This is a genomic window from Methylosinus sporium (assembly GCF_003113265.1).
GTDB lineage: Bacteria > Pseudomonadota > Alphaproteobacteria > Rhizobiales > Beijerinckiaceae > Methylosinus > Methylosinus sporium.
Window position 1 is genome coordinate 15,636 of record NZ_PUIV01000009.1, and the last position, 19,580, is coordinate 35,215.

General features: G+C 65.6%; 23 protein-coding genes. 10 read left to right on the forward strand and 13 right to left on the reverse strand.

The features are described from left to right. Positions 1-21: 21 nt before the first annotated feature. Together C5689_RS08190 and C5689_RS08195 are read right to left on the reverse strand one after the other, a co-directional pair. Complete coding sequence (locus tag C5689_RS08190) at positions 22-1,362, reverse strand: heterodisulfide reductase-related iron-sulfur binding cluster (protein WP_108916877.1); 1,341 nt, start codon at positions 1,360-1,362, stop codon at positions 22-24. 165 nt (positions 1,363-1,527) lie between these two features. Then, positions 1,528-1,947 carry a rubrerythrin family protein gene (locus tag C5689_RS08195; RefSeq protein WP_108916788.1) on the reverse strand — a complete coding sequence of 140 codons (420 nt, stop codon included), beginning with the start codon at positions 1,945-1,947 and terminating at the stop codon, positions 1,528-1,530. A gap of 257 nt (positions 1,948-2,204) precedes the next feature. Between C5689_RS08195 and C5689_RS08200 the strand changes: the two genes are divergently transcribed. Both C5689_RS08200 and C5689_RS18950 read left to right on the forward strand, forming a co-directional pair. Then, positions 2,205-2,684 (forward strand): molecular chaperone DnaJ, encoded by a 480-nt coding sequence (locus tag C5689_RS08200; RefSeq protein WP_108916878.1) that lies wholly within the window; start codon positions 2,205-2,207, stop codon positions 2,682-2,684. A gap of 228 nt (positions 2,685-2,912) precedes the next feature. Next, positions 2,913-3,044, forward strand: a complete 132-nt coding sequence (locus C5689_RS18950; RefSeq protein WP_280176404.1) for a hypothetical protein — start codon at positions 2,913-2,915, stop codon at positions 3,042-3,044. A 1-nt stretch (position 3,045) separates the two neighbouring features. Here C5689_RS18950 and der read toward each other — a convergent pair whose 3' ends face one another. The 9 genes from der to bufA2 form a co-directional block, all read right to left on the reverse strand. After that, positions 3,046-4,443 (reverse strand): ribosome biogenesis GTPase Der, encoded by a 1,398-nt coding sequence (gene der, locus C5689_RS08205; RefSeq protein ID WP_108916789.1) that lies wholly within the window; start codon positions 4,441-4,443, stop codon positions 3,046-3,048. A 50-nt stretch (positions 4,444-4,493) separates the two neighbouring features. Beyond that, positions 4,494-5,219 carry a tetratricopeptide repeat protein gene (locus C5689_RS08210; RefSeq protein WP_108916790.1) on the reverse strand — a complete coding sequence of 242 codons (726 nt, stop codon included), beginning with the start codon at positions 5,217-5,219 and terminating at the stop codon, positions 4,494-4,496. Between the two features lie 262 nt (positions 5,220-5,481). After that, on the reverse strand, positions 5,482-5,847 hold the full coding sequence (locus tag C5689_RS08215) for a 2Fe-2S iron-sulfur cluster-binding protein (RefSeq protein WP_108916791.1): 366 nt from the start codon (positions 5,845-5,847) through the stop codon (positions 5,482-5,484). 60 nt (positions 5,848-5,907) lie between these two features. Further along, positions 5,908-7,062 carry a glutathionylspermidine synthase family protein gene (locus tag C5689_RS08220; protein WP_108916792.1) on the reverse strand — a complete coding sequence of 385 codons (1,155 nt, stop codon included), beginning with the start codon at positions 7,060-7,062 and terminating at the stop codon, positions 5,908-5,910. Continuing rightward, positions 7,059-7,505, reverse strand: coding sequence for a hypothetical protein (locus tag C5689_RS08225; protein ID WP_108916793.1), 447 nt, complete (start codon positions 7,503-7,505; stop codon positions 7,059-7,061). Before C5689_RS08225 ends, C5689_RS08220 begins: the two co-directional genes overlap by 4 nt. 9 nt (positions 7,506-7,514) lie before the next feature. Beyond that, the gene (locus tag C5689_RS08230) at positions 7,515-7,922 is read right to left on the reverse strand and encodes a DUF350 domain-containing protein (RefSeq protein WP_108916794.1); all 408 of its coding nucleotides are present in this window, start codon (positions 7,920-7,922) and stop codon (positions 7,515-7,517) included. An 82-nt stretch (positions 7,923-8,004) separates the two neighbouring features. Then, positions 8,005-8,439, reverse strand: a complete 435-nt coding sequence (locus tag C5689_RS08235) for a hypothetical protein (protein WP_108916795.1) — start codon at positions 8,437-8,439, stop codon at positions 8,005-8,007. A 171-nt stretch (positions 8,440-8,610) separates the two neighbouring features. Further along, complete coding sequence (locus tag C5689_RS08240) at positions 8,611-9,072, reverse strand: flavodoxin family protein (protein ID WP_108916796.1); 462 nt, start codon at positions 9,070-9,072, stop codon at positions 8,611-8,613. Positions 9,073-9,343: 271 nt separating this feature from the next. Further along, on the reverse strand, positions 9,344-9,601 hold the full coding sequence (gene bufA2, locus C5689_RS08245) for a BufA2 family periplasmic bufferin-type metallophore (RefSeq protein ID WP_108916797.1): 258 nt from the start codon (positions 9,599-9,601) through the stop codon (positions 9,344-9,346). Positions 9,602-9,771: 170 nt separating this feature from the next. Between bufA2 and C5689_RS08250 the strand changes: the two genes are divergently transcribed. Together C5689_RS08250 and pssA are read left to right on the forward strand one after the other, a co-directional pair. Beyond that, positions 9,772-10,470 (forward strand): phosphatidylserine decarboxylase, encoded by a 699-nt coding sequence (locus C5689_RS08250; RefSeq protein ID WP_108916798.1) that lies wholly within the window; start codon positions 9,772-9,774, stop codon positions 10,468-10,470. Positions 10,471-10,497: 27 nt separating this feature from the next. Continuing rightward, positions 10,498-11,337 (forward strand): CDP-diacylglycerol--serine O-phosphatidyltransferase, encoded by an 840-nt coding sequence (pssA, locus tag C5689_RS08255; RefSeq protein ID WP_108916799.1) that lies wholly within the window; start codon positions 10,498-10,500, stop codon positions 11,335-11,337. A 5-nt stretch (positions 11,338-11,342) separates the two neighbouring features. Here pssA and C5689_RS08260 read toward each other — a convergent pair whose 3' ends face one another. Continuing rightward, complete coding sequence (locus C5689_RS08260) at positions 11,343-12,206, reverse strand: DMT family transporter (protein ID WP_108916800.1); 864 nt, start codon at positions 12,204-12,206, stop codon at positions 11,343-11,345. 173 nt (positions 12,207-12,379) lie between these two features. Here C5689_RS08260 and C5689_RS08265 point away from each other — a divergent pair, with 173 nt between their 5' ends. The 4 genes from C5689_RS08265 to pqqE all read left to right on the forward strand — a co-directional run bounded on the left by C5689_RS08265 (position 12,380) and on the right by pqqE (position 17,144). Beyond that, complete coding sequence (locus C5689_RS08265; RefSeq protein ID WP_108916801.1) at positions 12,380-13,756, forward strand: aminotransferase-like domain-containing protein; 1,377 nt, start codon at positions 12,380-12,382, stop codon at positions 13,754-13,756. A 222-nt stretch (positions 13,757-13,978) separates the two neighbouring features. Then, positions 13,979-14,908 (forward strand): pyrroloquinoline quinone biosynthesis protein PqqB, encoded by a 930-nt coding sequence (gene pqqB, locus C5689_RS08270; protein WP_108916802.1) that lies wholly within the window; start codon positions 13,979-13,981, stop codon positions 14,906-14,908. Next, the gene (gene pqqC, locus C5689_RS08275) at positions 14,905-15,666 is read left to right on the forward strand and encodes a pyrroloquinoline-quinone synthase PqqC (protein WP_024879154.1); all 762 of its coding nucleotides are present in this window, start codon (positions 14,905-14,907) and stop codon (positions 15,664-15,666) included. The genes pqqB and pqqC overlap by 4 nt, the downstream gene beginning before the upstream one ends. A gap of 11 nt (positions 15,667-15,677) precedes the next feature. Next, complete coding sequence (pqqE, locus tag C5689_RS08280; protein ID WP_108916879.1) at positions 15,678-17,144, forward strand: pyrroloquinoline quinone biosynthesis protein PqqE; 1,467 nt, start codon at positions 15,678-15,680, stop codon at positions 17,142-17,144. 56 nt (positions 17,145-17,200) lie between these two features. Here pqqE and C5689_RS08285 read toward each other — a convergent pair whose 3' ends face one another. Further along, entirely contained in the window at positions 17,201-17,695 is a 495-nt protein-coding gene (locus C5689_RS08285; protein WP_108916880.1) for a cupin domain-containing protein, read from the reverse strand. A 232-nt stretch (positions 17,696-17,927) separates the two neighbouring features. Between C5689_RS08285 and C5689_RS08290 the strand changes: the two genes are divergently transcribed. Next, positions 17,928-18,302: a flagellar export protein FliJ gene (locus C5689_RS08290; protein WP_108916803.1), complete on the forward strand. Its 375-nt coding sequence runs from the start codon at positions 17,928-17,930 to the stop codon at positions 18,300-18,302. 198 nt (positions 18,303-18,500) lie between these two features. After that, positions 18,501-19,478, forward strand: coding sequence for a putative bifunctional lysylphosphatidylglycerol flippase/synthetase (locus tag C5689_RS08295; RefSeq protein WP_108916804.1), 978 nt, complete (start codon positions 18,501-18,503; stop codon positions 19,476-19,478). The last annotated feature ends 102 nt before the right edge of the window (positions 19,479-19,580 follow it).

The window sequence follows — 19,580 nt, forward strand, 5'->3', positions numbered from 1 at the left end:
GCGAGTCGAACTCCTCCCCGGTCACTTCACCCCATAGGCCCGCGCGAGAATCTCGATCGGATGGGCGAGAAGCTCGGGCTTTTTCGCCTCCGCGTCCAGCCGCTCCATTCCCTGCACGATATGCGGGCCGGAGAGCGGACATTCGGAGACGATATAGGCTTTGCCAGAGGATTGCGCCTGCCGCGCCACCGGCTTGCCGACCTTTAGCGCCGTCTCGAAATTCGCCGTCTTATAGCCCCAGGCGCCGCCATGGCCCGAGCAGCGCTCGATGACCGCGACATCCGCCTGCGGGATGAGGCTCAAGAGCTCGGCGCCCTTCCGCCCGATATTCTGCGCGCGCGAATGGCAGGAGACATGAAAGGCGACGCCGCCCTCGATCGGCGCCAGCCCTTCGGCCAGCCCCTCCTTGCGCGAGATGCCGACGACATATTCGCTGAGATCATAGGTCGAGGCGGCGAGGCGCTTCACTTTTGGGTCATCGGTGACGATCAGCGGCCATTCGAATTTCAGCATCAGCGCGCAGGAAGGAACCAGCGCGACAATGTCATAGCCCTTGTCGATCCAGGGCTCGAAAGCGGCCGCCACTTGCTTCGCCGAGGCCGCGACGTCGCCGATGAGCCCTTGCTCGAGCAGCGGCATTCCGCAGCAATGCGGATGCAGAATCTCCGTCTCGACGCCATTTTTGGCGAGCACGGCGCGCGCAGCGAGTCCGACGCCGGGATCATTATATTCGCCGAAGCAGGTGGCGTAGATCACCGCCCTGCGGCCGAAGCCCGGCGCCTCTCTGTTCACCGCGACGGGCGTCTCCTTCGCGAGCGCCTCTAGGATCTGCTTCGAATATTTCGGCAGCGCGGCCTCATGATGCAGGCCGGCGACCTTCTCCAACGCATTGCGCGCGGCATGATGCGAGCAGTCGGTCGCCCAATTGGCGAGCGGCGCGATCTTCGTCGCCACTGAGCCATTGCGGTCGGTCTCGGCGAGCTGGCGATCCGCGAATCCAACGCCATTCTTCTTCGCCTCGACGGCGCGATAGCGCAGCATCAGATGCGGAAAGTCGAGATCGAACTCATGCGGCGGCACATAGGGGCATTTGGTCAGAAAGCACATGTCGCAGAGCGTGCAGGCGTCCACGACCTTTTTGAAATCTGCGCTGGCGACGGTCTCGATTTCGCCTTTCGCCGACCCGTCGACGAGATCGAACAGGCGCGGAAAGGAATCGCAGAGATTGAAGCAGCGCCGGCAGCCATGACAAATATCCAGCACGCGGCGCATTTCGGCGTCGAGATTCGCCTCGTCGTAGAAATCTGGATTTTCCCAATCCAATGGACGCCGGAAGGGCGCCTCGAGCCCGCCTTCTCTCATCGCTTCCATGCCCTGGTCGAATTATTCCGATGTGATTGTAGGTTCCGGGCGCATCGCTCCCTCTCCCCGCGCGCGGCTATCGAATGCACAGATTCCACTCGCCTCCGCGACGTCATGGCCGGGCTTGTCCCGGCCATGACGGCCGCGGCGTCTCGCGATGCGAGCTTACTTCAGCTCGTCGAGCGCCTTCTGGAAACGGCCGGCGTGCGAGCGCTCGGCCTTGGCCAGCGTCTCGAACCAATCGGCGATCTCCTCGAAGCCCTCCTCACGGGCGGAGCGCGCGAAGCCCGGATACATATCCGTATATTCATGCGTCTCGCCGGCGACGGCGGCCTTCAGATTGTCCTCGGTCTTGCCGATCGGCAGACCGGTCGCGGGGTCGCCCACCACCTCGAGAAATTCGAGATGGCCATGCGCATGGCCCGTCTCGCCTTCGGCGGTGGAACGAAACACGGTCGCGATGTCATTATGGCCTTCGATATCGGCCTTTTGAGCGAAATAGAGATAGCGGCGGTTCGCCTGAGACTCGCCGGCAAACGCATCCTTCAGATTTTGTTCGGTCTTGGTGCCCTTGAGCGTAGCCATGACTAAAGCTCCTCGGATGAACACTTATCGGGGCGCCGCCACTGTCCCGATGGCCAGTCGGAACGCCCTTGTTTAGAATAATTTGAAATTAACGATTGCCAAGCGCCAAAACCGTCTTTGACAGGGGACGAGGCGCCAAATCCATGCTGCAGCGCAAAATTGGCTTCGAAACTGCATAGAACGCGAGATTGTACGAACGCGGCGGGCACTTTCGCACAAAAGCGACGGGGCGCGTGCGACGCATGAGAGCGCGCGGAATGGCGGAGGAATTGGACTGGGTCGTCTGGAACGGCTCGCTCGGCGTTTCCGACGCGGTGGCGATCGGCCGCGTCGAGATCGTCGACGGCGTCCGCACCGCCTGTCTCGCGCCGCCCTATGACGTTGTGGGGCCGTTCAGCCTGGACGAATTGGAGACGCAGGGCCGCATCGCCTTCGGCGCCTGCCTCGTGATGTCGCTCCAGCGCTGGAAGGAGGATCAGGTCGAGCTGCGCTTAGAAGGCCGCAAGCAGCGCGCCGCCTTCCAGAAGATGTTCGATTTCGACGAGGACGACAATCAGGAGCATCGCGAGACGCTGGAATTGCCTCTGGAAGGCGCGCTGGAGCCGGCCGAGATCAAATCCGCCTTCCGCCGTCTCGCCAAGACCGCCCATCCCGACGCCGGCGGCAGCGCGGAGGACTACCGCCGCATCGCCGAGGCGCGCGACGCATTGCTGGCGCAGTTCGAAGGGGCGAGTTGAGAGCGCTTTCGCGAAATCAGAAAATCATTGTAGACCGCGGAAATTGACAAGGCTTCGACGCAGCGAGCCGAATATGCAGTTCTTCCGACGACACGCCCGCATCATTTCCGCCATTCTGCTGGACGAATTCGGCTTGCTGAAGCCCCTTTTTTCGATTGTCAGGCGTCCGATGAGCTCGATGGCCAAAACGCCGGCTCTGCCGATCGGATAGAGACCAGCGCCTACGACATGCGGCTGGGCGTCATGGCCCCGATCCCAAAAGCCGAGCAATTCATGAGAGATCAGGCGACAGAATTGATCGTGGAGATGCCGGCGAAGCTGTCGCTCACGCCGAAGAAATCCGACCTGACGCGAGAATGATCTATCTCTTCCCCTTGTCGAATGGATTCTCGCCCGAGCGCGTGGAGATGCGGATCGGCGTGCCCGGGAGATCGAAGGCGCGGCGCAATCCATTCACGAGAAAGCGCTGATAGCTCGCCGGCAGCTCATCGAGCTGATTGCCGAACAGGATGAAATGCGGCGGCCGCGCCTTGGCCTGCGTCATATAGCGGATCTTGATGCGCCGGCCGGAGACCGCCGGCGGCGGAGTCTCGTCTATGGCGCTCTCGAGCCAGCGATTGAGCCGCGCCGTCGAGATGCGACGGTTCCAGACTTCATGCGCCTCGAGAATGGCGTGCATGAGCTTGTCGAGCCCATAGCCGGTCACGCCCGAGACGGCGACCACCGGCGCGCCCTTGATCTGCGGCAGCAGGCGCTCGGCCTCCTCGCGCAGCTTGGCGAGCCGCGTCCCCGGATCATCGACCGCATCCCATTTGCCGAGCGCGATCACCACCGCCCTGCCCTCGCGCGCGGCGAGATCGGCGATGGTCAAATCCTGCTTCTCGAACGGAATGGCGGAGTCGAGCAGCAGCACGACGACCTCCGAGAAGCGCACGGCGCGCAGCGCATCGGCGCCGGCGAGCTTCTCCAGCTTGTCGACGACCTTGGCGCGCTTGCGCAGGCCGGCGGTGTCGAAGAGCTTCATATCGCGGTCGCGCCAGCGGAATGGCACGGAAATGCTGTCGCGGGTGATGCCCGCCTCCGGCCCGGTGAGCAGCCGGTCCTCGCCGAGCAGGCGATTGATCAGCGTCGATTTGCCGGCATTGGGCCGCCCGACGACGGCGATGCGCAGCGGCTTGGTGGGATCGACCTCGCTGCCGTCCTCATCGGCCGAGACGGCGATGTCGGTCGCCGCCTCTTCATCCTCCTCCCAATCCGCGGTCGCCTCCGGCAGCGCCTCGCGAAGCGCGTCATAGAACTCGCCGAGGCCCTCGCCATGCTCGGCGGAGAGCGGCACGGGATCGCCGAAGCCGAGCTCATAGGCCTCGACCAAGCCGGCCTCGCCCTTGCGCCCTTCCGACTTATTGGCGGCGAGGATGACCGGCTTGCCGGCCCGGCGCACCAGATCGGCGAAATATTTGTCGTCCGGCGTCACCCCGACGCGCGCGTCGATCATGAAGAGAATGGCGTCGGCGGTCTCGATCGCCGCCTCCGTCTGCGCGCGCATCCGCCCTTCCAGCGTGGCGGAGGCGCCTTCCTCGAGGCCGGCCGTGTCGATGATGGTGAAGCGCAGATCGGCAAGGCGCGCCTCGCCTTCTCGGCGATCACGCGTCACGCCGGGCCGGTCGTCGACGAGCGCGAGCTTCTTGCCGACGAGCCGGTTGAATAAGGTCGACTTGCCGACATTCGGCCGGCCGATGATGGCGAGCGTGAAGGACATTGTGGCCCTTTGGTCCAACGTCGCGGCGACGCCGCCTCGAGAATGCGCGCCTATTTCCCGGCCGGCGCGGCGGGCGCAGGCGCGGCGTCTTGTCCGGCCGCGGGCGCGGCGGCCGGCGGCGGGGCGGCGCCGCGCGCAGCCTCCAGCAGCGCCTTATAGGCCCCGGCGCGCTGGCGCATGGCGTGAGGCGCCTCCTGATCATTGAGGATGAGCTTGAAGACGCGCTCGGCCTCGTTGAAATCGCTGTCCTGCAGCGCGTCGAGCCCCAAGAGCTCCTGCGCCGTAAAGCGGAACGGCCCATTGGCGGTGACGAGCTCGCCGAGGCGATCCGCCATTTTCTGCCGCTCGCCCTGCTCGAGCAGAATGAGGCCGGCGCGCAGCTTGGCCACCTGCTGCGTGAGCTTGTCGACGCCCTTGTCCTCGGAGATGGCGTCGAAGGCGGCGACCGCCTTGGCCTTGTCGCTCTGCGCCAGCTCCTGCGCCGCGCGCAGCCGCGCCAGAGTGGCGTAGCCCCTGGGCGAATCCTTGGCGAGCGCCTCGAAGGCGGCGACGGCCTCGGCGCCCTTGCCTTGCGTCGCGAGCGCGGCCGCCGCGCTGAAGCGGACATTGGCGCCCTCGGCGGCCTTTATGCGATTGCTCTCGTAGAAACTATAGGCGCCCGTCGCCACCACGACCAGAAAAGCGCCGACGATCACCGGCGTCTGATAACGCTTCCAGAGGTTGGCCGCCTTGTCCCGGCGGATGTCTTCGTCGACCTCGTGGAAAATGTCGGACATGACCGCTCCTGTCGAGATTGGCGCCGGGGCGTTCCGGCGCGGAGGCCGCTGTTAGCATGGGCAGGCGCACAAGGCCAGTTCCCCCCGCGACGGCCGTTTCGGCGACGGGCTCGGCCGCGGCCGTGCGGCGGGCCGCCCCGGCCGCTCCGACCAATATGACGCGCCTTCGCCAGAGCGACGAGGACAGGGGCGAGAGGCCAGGGACGAAATAGGCGCGCCATCCGGTCCGATCGGATCGGATGGCGCGCTCATGAGATGCGCGTCACGCGCCGCCGGGCTCTCCGGTGAATTTCACGAGAATATCCTGGTCTCGCACCACATATTGGCAGGCGAGCCGATATTTGGGCGGAATATCGTCGACCACCGCGCGCGCGATCTCCTCGGCCGTGATCTTGCCCATGGATTTCAGTTGCGCTTTCTCCTTCTCGGTGAGCGTCGCGCCCATGGTCTTGTCGTCGAGCGGCGTCACCTCGATGAGGCAGGAGCCGCATTCGCCGTCTTTGCAATCATGTGGAATGGGAATCTTATTCGCCTCGGCGACGGCGAGTATCGTGTGCGTGTCGCCGGCGACCGCATAGACCGTCACATTTTTATGGAGAAGAGGAGTGGAGAAGGTGACGTCGGGCATGGCCGTCCTCCCTTTGTTTTTATTATGCGGGAAGAAGCGTAGGCCGCGACTCGGCGAGCGTCAATCGATGATCACATGCGGCAAAAAGCGCGAGCGATCCGTCGTCACCAGCGAAACATCCTCGCGCACGCCCATGCCCGCCGGCGCGCCGCCGACGAGCCAGCAGCCGAGCACGGGATAACGGCCACCGAAATTCGGCAACAGACATAATTGCTGCAGCACGAAGCCTTCGGCGCCATAGCCGCCGTCCGTATGCGCGAGACGCGTCTCGCCGTCGAAGAGCGCCACATTGGCGCCCTCGCGCGAATAGAGCGGCTTGCGCGCATATCGCGTCAATGACGATGCGCGCGCGTCGTCCTTGAAAAAGCAGGGCAGAAGATTGGGATGGCCGGGCGCCGCCTCCCACAGATAAGCGAGAAATCCCTTGCTCGAGGGAATGGCCTTCCACGGCGGCTCGACGAAACGCGTCGCCCCCATCGCCGCCGATTTGCCGAAAGCGTCGGCGAAAATCCATTCCCAAGGATAGAGCTTGAACAGTCGCTCGACGCGCCGCCCCGAGCGATCGACGAAAATCTCGCCGGAAAGGCCGATGTCGCGCATGTCGATGCGCGCCGTCCAGGAGCCCGCCTGCGCCGCGCAATCGGCGAGATAGGCGACATTGCCGCGATCCTCGACGCTCTGCGTCATGCAGGCGAAATGCACGGGAGCGCCGCCCGCGATCTCGCGCCAGCGCGCGATCAGACGGTCATGCAGCGAATTGAACTGATCCGCTCCTTTCGGCAAATGGCCGCGCGCGATCATCTGCTCGAGCCAGAACCATTGCACGACCGCGGATTCGAACAGGCTCGTCGGCGTGTCGGCGTTATATTCGAGCAGCTTCGGCGGCCCCTCTCCGTCATAGGAGAAATCGAAACGCCCATAGAGCGAGGCGTCGCGGCGCGCATGGCTCTCGGCGATGAGGCTCCATGCGTGACGCGGAACGCGCAAGCGCTCCAGCGCCTGCTCGTCTCTCACCAAGCGCGCGACGACATCCTCGCAGAGCGCGGAAAGATCGGCGGTCGCGGTTTCGATATCCTCCTCGATTTCGCGCATCGAAAAGACATAGCGCGCGCTCTCGTCCCAATAGGGCTCGCCATCCGCCTGCGCATATTGAAAGCCGATCTTTCTCGCCTCCTCGGCGAAGTCCGGCCGCGGCGGCGATGGCTCGCGTCTCACGATCCGCCGCCGCCATGGCCGGCGGCGCCGAAGCCGCCGAAGGAAACGGCATGGCCGGAAGACGCCGCGCCCGCATGTCCCGCCGAGCTCTCGCCCGAAGAGGAATGGCCGCCGGAGCCGCCATGGCTATGCGACTGGCGGCATTCCTCCTGCCGCTCCCAGTCGGCATCCTCGGCGCAGTCGCGTCCATGCGCATATTCGATCGCCGCATAAGTTCCAATCGACAGCGAGCCGGCGGCGATCAGCGCGACGGTGTGCGCATATTCGATCGCCGCATAGGTCCCGATCGACAACGAGCCGACGGCGATCGCCGCAATGGCGATCGTGCGCTTGCGGCTCCCGAAAGGCCCGTTCGCGCCGCCGGGGAGCCCCTCGGGCGCATGAGTGACGACGGGCGGGGCCAGCCCGCGGCGTCCGAATTCCTTGCGGGGCGGCTCGGCCATGGGCGCCTCTCAAGGGCTCATGCAGGCGGCGCTGAGCACGCCCGCCGAAATGGAGACGGCGCCGAGCCAGACCGCCGCGGCGATGGCGTTCTGCTCGATCGCCTGCGAGAGCCCCGGATGCGCGAGCCGCGCGAGAAGATAGGCGACGATCTGCGTGGCGAAGGCGACGAAGCCCCAGATGATGAATTCGAGCCCCGATTGCGTATTATGCACGGCGCCGGCGAGCGCGATGGCGAAGCCGATGAGGCTGCCGCCGAAGGCGATGGCGGCGGAGGCGTTGTGCGCATTGACGATGAGGTCGAATTCGCAATGCGGCGTGAGCCGCGTGTAGACAACGCAGAAAGCCGCGCAATAAGCGATCGTCCCGAGAAAATAGGCGGCGAAGGACAGGAGGCCGGAGGCGAGGTCTGCTGGCAATGTAATCCTCTCGGAAATGTCTCGCCGCGAGGTTAGCAAAGCGAATGACCGAAAGATAGCCGCGCCGCGATGCGACGCTGCCTCACGAGCCGCCCGAATAGAAGCCGCCGCTCCCCCCGAATCCGCCGTAATGAGCGTGGAAGCCCGACCCGCCTGCACCGCTCCCGCCTCCGCCGCCACCTCCGCCGGCATCGCTGCCGCGCTCGCAATCGCGCCGCGGATCGGCAGAGCAGATTTGGCGATCGATGGTCTGCGCCAGCGTGAAAATTCCGATCGAGATCGCGCCGAGCGCGATCAGCGCGACGGCGAGTGGCCACGCCTGCTCCGACGCGAGATGCAGAGAATCGCCGACAGGCGTCTCCGGCCGCGGCGGCGGCGCCGGGCGCGGTCCGAGGCCGTGGCCATATTTCGCTATGCCTTCGCGTTCGATATGCAGCGATCGCTTGCGCGGGCTCTCCACGCGTCTCGGCCCCAGGCCGTGGCCGAAAGATTCGATGCTCGGCTCTTCCTCCGCCATGGCTCATCGACCGTGGGGGAAAGCGCCGCAAGGAAACGGCGCCGACGCAGCGACGCCGCCGATGACAACTCCCGAACGCAAAGTCGCGCCTTTCGAAAATAGATGCGCGAATATATCGGGAACCCGCGACGAAAGATAGCCGCGCGCCAGAATTGGCGACCACGGGCTCCTTCAAAACACCCCCGCCTCCAGCCCCGCGGCCATCGCCATTGCGAGCTCGCGGGCGGCATCGACGAATTCCTCCCGCCATTCCCCGCGCAAGATGAGCGGCTCCTGCACGCTGCGCCAGCGCAAGCCGGTCGCGACGCTCTCGACGCTGCGGCGCGCGCCGGCGCCGTCATTGCCGGCGCGGATATAGAGCGCGTAAGGTCGGCCCTGCGTGCGCTCGAGGCAGGGATAATAGCTGCGGTCGAAAAAATCCTTCAGCGCCCCGCTCATATAGCCGAGGTTTTCGGTCGTCCCCAGAATGATGGCGTCCGCCGCCAGCGCATCCTCGGGCGTCGCTTCGAGCGGCGCCCGGACGATCGTCTCCACGCCATCGATCTCGCGCGTCCCGGCCAGCGCGGCGTCGCGCAGAAGCCGCGTATTGCGCGAGGGCGCATGGGCGAGAATCAGAAGGCGCTTGCGGGACATTGGGCGGCGACGCTCTCCCGCGGCCGATGCGGCATGTGCGCCGGCGCACGATGCGGCCGCGCGGGAAATGATAGCGCTTCCAGCCGAAGTCGACGCCGGTTCGGCATTGGAAACGCGTCAAAACAAAAGAGTCTAGCGCATCCTGCGGACGCTGACGCGAGAAAAGCGAGCCGAGGCTCGCTCTTTTGAAACCACGCCCGAGCAGCTGTCCAGCTCTCGCCGGCGCGGCACGCGCAGGTTGCGCGGGAGGGCGCCGCCCTCCCCGCTTCGATCAGTTCAGCGTACGACCGCCGGCGGCCTTGCAGGCGTCCTCGGATTCGACGAAGGTCCAGCCCTTGCCTTTGCAGGCGTTCATGCCCTTGCAGGCGTTCTTGGGGCTGTGGCAGTCGCTCTTGCCCTTGCAGGCGTTGGCGCCGATGCATTGCACCTTGCCGGGCGTCGCCGCCATGGCCGTCGTCACGGCGCCGGCGAGCGCGAGAGAGACCGCCGCTATGGCGAGAGCCGTTCCGTTGCGAATATTGTCTTTCATGTTTCCTCCCCGAGGGGCTGTCGGCCCCATTGGGCTTCGACCGCGCCTATCTGTCGTGAATCCGCCGCAGGGGCAAGGGCGCAGGCGCCCCGCCCGCGTGACTTTCGCGCCGCAAAATGGCAAAACTCGCCCCGCCTGCGGCGACGGGCCGCATTCGGAGCCTCTCATCCATGTCGATCCTCGAATCGGTCCGCAAATCGCTCGTCCCGATCCATCCGGAAGGCTATATTTTCATCGCCGCCTTCGCCATCGCCGCTCTGCTGCTGCACTGGGTATCCTCGACGCTCGGCTGGGTGGGCTTCATCGCCACCGCCTGGTGCGTCTATTTCTTCCGCGATCCGCAGCGCCTCACGCCCTTGCGCGAGGGGCTCGTGGTGTCTCCGGCCGACGGCGTCGTCTGCTCCATCGGCTTCTTCCTGCCGCCGGCCGAGCTCGGCCTCGGCGCGGAGCCGATGCAGCGCGTCTCCATCTTCATGAGCGTCTTCGACGTGCATGTGAATCGCGCCCCCATCACCGGCCGCATCAGCAAAGTCGCCTATAAGCCCGGCATCTTCCTCAACGCCGATCTCGACAAGGCGAGCGAGGACAATGAGCGCAACGGCGTCGTCATCGACGCGCCCTCCGGCCGCTATGGCGTGGTGCAGATCGCGGGCCTCGTGGCGCGGCGCATCGTCTGCTTCGTGCAGGACGGCCAGCCGATCGGCGTCGGCGACCGTTTCGGCCTCATCCGTTTCGGCTCGCGCGTCGACGTCTATATGCCGACCGCCGCCAAGCCCCGCGTCGCCGTGGGCTCGCGCGCCATCGCCGGCGAGACGATCCTCGCCGATGTGAACTCCACCGCCGCCCCTCTGAGCTTCAAGGCCGGCTGAGCCGTCGCCGCGACAAAGGCCACCCCAATGACCGAACCTTCGTCCTTCGACGCCGGCCCCGAGGGCCGGGACGCGCAATTGTCGCCCTCCGAACGGCGCCGCCTGCGCTTCCGCAACATTCCGATCCGCGTGGTGCTGCCCAATCTGGTGACGCTTCTGGCGCTCTCCATGGGCCTCACCGCGATACGCTACGCCTCGGAAGGCAAGTTCGACACCGCCGTCACCGCCGTCATCGCCGCCGCCGTGCTGGACGGCCTCGACGGCCGCATCGCGCGCGCGCTGAAGGGCACGTCGCGCTTCGGTGCGGAGCTCGACTCGCTCGCCGATTTCGTCGATTTCGGCGTCGCGCCGGCGCTTCTGCTCTATTTCTGGTCGCTGCACGAGATCAAAGGGCTCGGCTGGTTCGCGGCGCTGGTCTTCGCCATCGCCTGCGCGCTGCGCCTCGCCCGCTTCAACGTCACCGTGGACGACCCCGGCCGGCCGGCCTGGCATTCGGACTTCTTCGTCGGAATGCCGGCGCCGGCCGGCGCCGTGGCGGTTCTGCTGCCGCTCTATCTCCATCTCTCGGTCGCCGAGCTGCCCGGCTCAAAGGCGCTGGTTCCGCTCTTCATCGTCTATGTGCTGACCATCGCCTTTCTGATGGCGAGCCGCATTCCGCATTTCTCCGGCAAACGCATCGGCCGCATCCCGCGCGAATATGTCATTCTCGTGCTGTTCTGCGTCGGCGTCACGGCGCTGCTGCTCGCCATCTATCCGATGGAGACGCTGGTGCTGGCGAGCCTCGCCTATCTCGCCGCCATTCCCTTCGGCGTGAAGCGCTACAAGGAGCTGGAGCGGCAGGAGGCGGAGAAGGCGCAAGGCGCCTGACGCGGCTATTTTGCGAGGGCCTTCGCCCCCGCCACAGCGGCGACGACGCCGACAGTGACGAAAACGAGAGAGAGCTCCACGGTCTCGCCGAGGAACAGAGCGGCGAGACCGAGTCCGAGCAGCGGCTGGAGCAGCTGCAGCTGCCCGACGGCGGCGATGCCGCCCAGCGCCAGCCCGCGATACCAGAAGACGAAGCCGATCAACATGCTGAACAGCGCCACATAGGCGAGCGCGACCCAGGAGCGCGGCGGCGCGGCGAGCAGCCCCTCCGGCGCGCTGACAGCGGTCCAGACGAGCATCGCCGGCAGCGAGAGCGCCAGCGCCCAGCAGATCACCCGCCAGCCGCCGAGCCGGCGCGACAGCAGCCCTCCTTCGGCATAGCCGAAGCCCGCGACGAAGATCGCGCCTAGCATCAGAAGGTCGCCCGAGGAGATCGCGCCGTCGCCCCGCCTCCAGGCGAAGCCGGCGACGAGCGCGCCGCCGGCGAGCGCGCAGAGCCAAAAGCCCGGCCGCGGCCGCTCGCCGCCGCGCAGCACGCCGAAAGCCGCCGTCGCCAAGGGCAGCAACCCGACGAAGACGAGCGAATGGGCCGAGGTCATGCGCGTCAGCGCCAGCGCGCTGAGCAGCGGAAAGCCGACCACCACGCCCAAAGCCACGCCGACGAGCGAGAGAAGCTCGCTACGGCTCGGCCTGCTCTCGCGGAAGAGGGCCAGCAGGCAGAGCGCGATCAGCCCGGCGATCGACGCCCGCGCGCCCGTCAGAAACAAAGGATCGAAGCCCGCGACGGCGACGCGCGTCGCCGGCAGCGATCCGCTGAAAATCAACACCCCGAGCGCGCCGTTCAGCCAGCCCTCCGTCGTCCTATCCATATCGAAACATCCTTTCCTCATCGGCGAAGGATCGGACAGAACCCCTTGCTCGGCCAGAGACAGATGGATACAATTTTCGTAAACTGTTTCGACAGTATCCGTGAACTGTGCTGGGATGAAAGGCGATACGCTTGACCAAAACATCCTCGCCTCCCCGACGGATCGAGCTGGTGATGACGACGATCCGCGAGCGGATCGCGGCGCGCCAGCTGACGCCCGGCGCGCGCCTCCCCTCGGTGCGGCAAGCGGCGCGGTCGATGGGCGTCTCCGTCTCCACAGTGGTCGAGGCCTATGAGCGGCTCGCCGCCGAGGGCGTCATAAAATCCCGCCCCGGCTCCGGCTTCTATGTCTCAGCGCCGCTCGCGCCGCTGGCGCTGGGCAAGATCGGCCCGCGCCTCGATCGCGAGGTCGATCCGCTCTGGATGTCGCGCCAATCGCTGGAGGCCGGCGAAGAAATGCTCCGCCCCGGCTGCGGCTGGCTGCCGGCCGAATGGATGCCCGAGGCGGCGCTGCGCCGGGCGCTGAAAGCCGTCGCGCGGGGAAGCGCCGCCTCCCTCACCGATTATTCCGAACCGCTCGGCCTCGCTCCGCTGCGCGGCTTCATCGCCCGCCGCCTCGGCGAGCGGGACATACCCGCCGCGCCCGATCAGATTCTGCTGACCGGCTCGGGAACGCAGGCGATCGACCTCGTCTGCCGCTTTCTGATCGAGCCCGGCGACACTGTGCTGATCGACGATCCCTGCTATTTCAACTTCCGCGCTCTGCTGCAGGCGCATCGCGCCGACATCGTCGGCGTGCCGATGACGCCGAACGGCCCCGATCTCGAGATTTTCGCGCAAAGCCTCGCGCAAAAGCGGCCACGCCTCTATCTCACCAATGCCGCCGTCCATAATCCGACCGGCGCCGCCATCTCCTCGACGACGGCGCATCGGCTGATGGCGCTCGCCGAGCCCGCCGGCCTCATCATCGTCGAGGACGATATTTTCGCCGATTTCGAAACCGCGCCGACCCCTCGCCTCGCCGCTTTCGACGGACTTCGCAACGTCATTCAGATCGGCAGCTTCTCCAAGACTCTCTCCGCCGCGGCGCGTTGCGGCTACATCGCCGCCCGCCCCGATTGGATCGAGCAGATCGCCGATATCGGCCTCGCCACGCAATTCGGCAGCCCGCGCCTCTCGGCCGAGATCGCGCTGACGCTGCTGAAGGACGGCGGCTATCGGCGCCATCTCGAGGCGCTGCGCGCGCGTCTCGCCGGGGCGAGGACGGCGACGATCCGCCGCCTCGAAGCGCTCGGGATCACGCCCTTCGTCGAGCCCAAGGCCGGCATGTTCGTCTGGGCGCGCCTGCCGGACGAGGCCGACGCCTCGCAGATCGCGCGGCTCTGCCTCGCGGAGGGAATCGTGCTCGCACCCGGCAACGCCTTCAGCCTCGGCCAGACGGCGCGCGATTATCTGCGCTTCAACGTCTCGCAATCGGACGATCCGCGCATCTACGACTCCCTCTCGCGCGCGCTGCAGGCGAGCGCGCCGCCGATGCGGGCCGCCGGCTAGAGCAGGGCGTGCGACCATCTGGCGCTTGCCGTTCCGCCGCCGCCTGGACATAGTGGCGCGCGGCCGAAAAAGCCGCCTTCCGACGCGCGAGCGTCGGGAAAAATAAACAAAGATCGGGAGGGGAGCGAAACAGCGCTTCGAACAGAGGCCGTTTCGCTCTAGAACGTCGGCTCGAGAGGAGAGACAGCGCCTTAAAAAAGCGGCGCCGTCGCGGTTCGCGTCATGTTCATCAAAATACTCGGATCGGGCGCCGGCGGCGGCTTCCCGCAATGGAACTGCAATTGCGCCAATTGCCGCGCCGTGCGCGAGGGCAAGCCCGGCTTTTCGGCGCGCACGCAATCCTCGCTCGCGGTCAGCGCCAATGGCGTCGATTTCGTGCTGCTCAACGCCTCGCCGGATTTGCGCCAGCAGATTGCGCAGGCGCCGCAGCTCTCGCCCGGCCCGCAGGACGGATTGCGCGCGAGCCCGATCAAATCCGTCGTGCTGACCAATGGCGACGTGGACCATGTCGCCGGCCTCTTGAATCTTCGCGAGGCGCAGGCTTTCTCTATCTATTCCTCCGGGCGCATATTGAATGTGCTCGCCGGCAATCGCATCTTCGATATTCTCGTCCCCGAGCTGGTGACGCGCGTCGAATTTCCCTTCGACGAGGCGATCCCGCTGCGTGGAGCCGGCGTCGATCTTGGCCTTGCGGTGAAGGCCTTTCCCGTGCATGGCAAGATCGCGCTCTGGCTCGAGGACAAGAGCGTCGCGGGTTTCGGCACGCAAGTGGGCGACACGCTCGGCGTCGAGATCATCGAGACGGCGACGGGCAAGAGCTGCTTCTATATTCCCGGCTGCGCGAAGATCGACGAGCCGCTGAAGGAACGTCTGCGCGGCGCGAGCCTCGTCTTCTTCGATGGAACTTTATTCCACGAGAACGAGATGATCGAGCAAGGATTGCTCGGCAAGACCGGCTCGCGCATGGGCCATGTGAATATGAGCGGCGAGGACGGCTCGATGAAAGCCTTCGAGGAGCTGTCCGTCGCGCGCAAAATCTATGTGCACATCAACAACTCCAATCCGACTCTCGACGCATCGTCGAAGGAACGCGCGATCGTGAATGCGGCCGGATGGGAGATCGGCGCGGATGGCATGGAGGTGACGCTATGAACGACTTCTCGACGGCCGAGTGGCACGACGCTCCTCCCTTGTCGAAGGAGGCCTTCGAGGCCGCGATCCGCGCCGTGGGCGAGGAGCGCTATCACGACAAGCATCCGTTCCACAAAATGCTGCATGGCGGAAAGCTGAACAAAGGCCAGGTGCAGGCCTGGGCGCTCAACCGCTATTGCTATCAGGAGGCGGTGCCGCGCAAGGACGCCGCCTTCATGAGCCGCGTCCACGACCGCGAATTGCGGCGCGAATGGATTCACCGCATCCACGATCACGACGGATTGGGCGAGGAAGGCGGCGGCATAGAGCGCTGGCTCGTGCTCACCGATGGACTCGGCCTCTCGCGCGACTACGTCACCTCGCGCAAGGGCGCGTTGCCGGCGACCAAATTCGCCGTCGAGGCCTATGTGCGCTTCGTCGTTGAGCAGCCGCTCGTCATAGCGGTCGCGTCCTCGCTGACGGAGCTGTTCGCGCCGGCGATCCATCGCGAGCGCATCGCCGGAATGCTCGAGAATTACGATTTCGTCGACGATTCCGTGATGGCCTATTTCAAGCGCCGCCTCGCCCAGGCGCCGCGCGACAGCGATTTCGCTCTGTCGTATATTCTCCAGCACGCCTATACGCGGGCGGAGCAGGAAGCCTGCGTCGGCGCCGTGCGCTTCAAATGCGACGTGCTATGGGCGCAGCTCGACGCGCTGCATCAGGCCTATGTGACCGGCCTCATCCCGCCGGGCGCCTTTACGCCGGGAGAGAAGTGAAGGACGAGAGAATGAGCGAAGCGCGTTTCGTGGTGACGCCGGAGTCGAAGCCGGCCTTCACGCGCTATTCGCGCCTGCACGAGGATGTCGTGCGGCGGCGCAAGGTGATCCTCGCGCCCGAGCGCGCTTATGAGCTCGACCCGATCGGCCTCGCCGTGCTCGGCCATGTCGACGGCGTCGCCAGCGTCTCCGAGATTTCGCAGCGTCTCGCGCAGACCTATTCGGCGCCCGTCGATGTGATCCAGACGGATGTGGTCAAGCTCCTGCAGGGCCTCGCCGACAAGCGCCTGCTGCGCGACGGGCCGGACGCATTTTCGCCCCCTCCTCTCTCGCAGACGGCGAAATCCTATGCGCCCTTCGAGCGCGGCCCGGCTGGACTGCTGGCCGAGCTGACGCATCGCTGCCCGCTACAGTGCCCCTATTGCTCCAATCCGCTCGATCTCGAGCGCGCCAATACAGAACTCACTTCCGGCGAATGGGGCGACGTGTTCCGTCAGGCCGCCTCCATCGGCGCGCTGCAATTGCATCTCTCCGGCGGCGAGCCGACCATTCGCCGCGATCTCGAGGAGATTCTCGCCCACGCCGTCGACGCCGGCCTCTACACCAATCTCGTTACCTCCGCCGTGTTGCTGACGCGCGAGCGTTTGGCGCATCTCGCCGAGATCGGCCTCGATCATGTGCAGGTCTCGGTGCAGGATGTGGTCCCCGAAAGCTCGGACCATATTTCCGGCTATGAGGGCGGCGTCGCCAAGAAGCGTGACGTCGCGCGCTGGGCGCGGGAGTTCGGCCTTGGCCTCACCATCAATGCGCCGATCCATCGCCAGAACATCGACCATCTGCCGCAGATCATCGATTTCGCGGTGGAGGTTGGCGCGCAGCGGCTCGAGGTGGCGCATATTCAATATTACGCCTGGGCGGAAGTGAACCGCGCCGCGCTGATCCCGACGCGCGAGAAATTCCTCGCCACCGTCGGCATTGTGGAAGAGGCGAAGAAGCGCCTGCAGGGCGTGCTCAATTTCGACTTCGTGATCCACGACCATTACGCCTCACGCCCCAAGGCCTGCACGGGCGGCTGGGGCCGCAGCATCATGGTGGTGACGCCCTCCGGCAAGGCCCTGCCCTGCCATGCCGCGCAGACGCTGCCGGGCCTTTCCTTCGACAATGTGCGCGAGCGTCCGCTCGCCGAGATTTGGCGCAATGGCGCGGCCTTCGAGGCCTTTCGCGGCGAGGAGTGGATGCAGGAGCCCTGCCGTAGCTGCGACAAGCGCGGAGTCGATTATGGCGGCTGTCGTTGCCAGGCGCTGGCCGTCACCGGCAACGCGGCGGCGACCGATCCGGCCTGCCATCGCTCGGCCCATCACGAGGAATTCGCCACGCTCGGGCAGAACGAGTCGCTGCTGCCGGCGCCGGCTTTCGTCTATCGCCGGCTCGGCGGGGCGGACCGCAAGGAGAAGGCGCTGGACGAGCAGCCGGCGTGAGCTTCGTCAGTCCTCTCGCGACGATCATAAGCTTTCGGCCAAGGGAGACAACCGCCTCACCTCTGCGCCGGCGCGATCTGATTGCGCGGATCGTCCTTCGGATTGACGTAGTCGATCGCCCAAGGCCCCATGCCGTCGATCTGAATCACCGTCTCTTGGTCGAAGAAGGCGTAATGCGCCACGCCCGGCGGCATGATCGAAAAGGCGCCCGGCGGAAGCTCCTCGACGCTGGCGCGATCGGCGGCGGCGCCGAGGCCGAGCCGCATCCGCCCGGAGACGACCGACACTACCTCCGCCTTCGGATGCATATGCGGCGGAATACGATAGCCCTGCGGCGCCTTCAGCCGCATGACGAACAGCCCCTCTTTCGTCGGATCGCCGAAGAGCACGGCGGCCTCCGCCCCAGCCGGCAGAGACGCCGGCGCCGCCGTAAAGCGCAGATCGTCCGGCATGAGGACCTTGTGCGTTCCGACCTGATCCGCCGCCGTCGGCGACGCTGAAAAAAGCGCGGCGACAGTGGCCGCCGCAATGATTGCAAGGGCGCGTCTCATCTTCGCCTCCTCCATTCGCGAACTGGCTGATCGCACACGCGGGCATATAGGGCGCAGTCGCCCGACAGCCGAGCGGAATGATTGAAATTACGGCGCTTTTTTGGTGAGCGACGAGAATTCGCGGCGCAGTAACACTCGAGCAACCTCCTTGCGCCATATTTCCGCTCGTCTCGCGGATAAAGCGACCGAGTTCGCATGTATCGTCTAGTAACTTGTGCTGGAGAGTAATGTCATGAAGTCGCGAGATGCCTTGGTTCGGCTGAAACGTTTTCACGCCGAAGAGTGCCGGCGCCGCGTGGCGCAGCTTCAGACAATGATCGCCGAATTCACCCGTATGACCGGCGATCTCGATCGCGAGATCGCTCACGAGGAGCAGCGGGCCAATATCAGCGACCCCAATCATTTCGCCTATCCGACCTATGCGCGCGCCGCGCGCACGCGCCGCGACAATCTTCTGCGCTCCGTCGCCGACCTCCAGGACCAGCTGGTCGAGGCGGAGACTCATATGAAAGATGCGGCCGAGGAGCTGACCAAGGCGCAGGGCCAGGAGGCCCGCGACCGCGGCGGCGACCGGATCATCGACATGGTCGTCGAACGGCGGGTGTGACGGTTTTGCGCCTCGGCCGGGAGAGCGGCGACGCTCGATCGCCCGCAGGGCGTCGAGCCTGCCTCCGGCACGGCGGCTTCCTCCATCCTCGGAGCGCGGCGGACAAGTCTCAGCCGGCTTTCAGGCTTGCGGTCGCAGCGCGGCCATGCCAGTGAGTGCGCGCGCTCCGCACCGGGAGCGCCGAACTCGCAGCGCCCCATGAAAAAAATTTTGGAATATGTCTGGCCCCTCGTCGGGTTGGCGGCGGTCATCGCCTCTTTCTATCTTCTCTATGGCGAATTTCGTGGCGAATCTGTCGGCGAGGAGGTCTGGGCCGATCTTCGGGCCATTTCGGTCTCACATTGGATCGCGGCCGGCTTCTGCTCTCTGCTCGCCTATGCGGCGCTCGCCTGGTACGACCGCATCGCTCTGCTCCACCTCGGCGTGAAGCACATCTCGATGACCTTCATCTCTCTGTGCTCCTTCACCACTTACGCGCTGTCGCACAATATCGGCGCATCGGTGTTTTCTGGGGCGGTGGTGCGCTACCGGGCCTATTCCACCAAGGGCCTGACCGCTGGCCAGGTGGCTGTGCTGGTGGTGCTGTGCTCCTACACTTTCGGCCTGGGCACAGTGCTGCTCACCGGCCTATTGCTGACCTATCAGCCGAGCCTGCTCGGCCGTCTCTCCGGCATGTTGCCGGATATGCTCACCAATGAGCATACGGCGCTGATCATCGGGCTCTCCTGCCTCGGCGCCGTGGCGCTCTATGTCATCGGCTCGCTGATGCATTTCAAGCCGATCGATCTCGGCAAGATCCATGTGATGTATCCGCGGCCCGAGGTCATGATACGGCAAATGTTCGCCGCGCCTCTGGAACTGATCGGCGCCGCCGGCATTATTTATTTCGCTCTGCCGGAGGGCAGCAGCACGCCCTATATCGTCGTGCTCGGCACTTTCCTCCTGTCCTTCTCGGCCGCGCTCGTCTCCCATGCGCCCGGCGGACTCGGCGTATTCGAGCTCATCTTCATCAAGGCCATGCCGGATGTGCCGCGGCTCAAAGTGCTCACGGCGCTCCTGGTGTTCCGCCTGCTCTATCTCATCATCCCGCTGCTGTTCGCGCTCGTCGTCGTGCTGCTGTTCGAGCGCGGACGTCTCGCCGAGACTTTGCGCGGCCGCGCCGACAGCGAGAGCTGACGTCGGATCGGACGGCGAGAAAAGGCCCTGAAACGACGAAGAGCCGGCCGCCTTCCGAGGCGCGCCGGCTCTTCGTTTTTAATAGAAGCGCCGTTCCGGGCG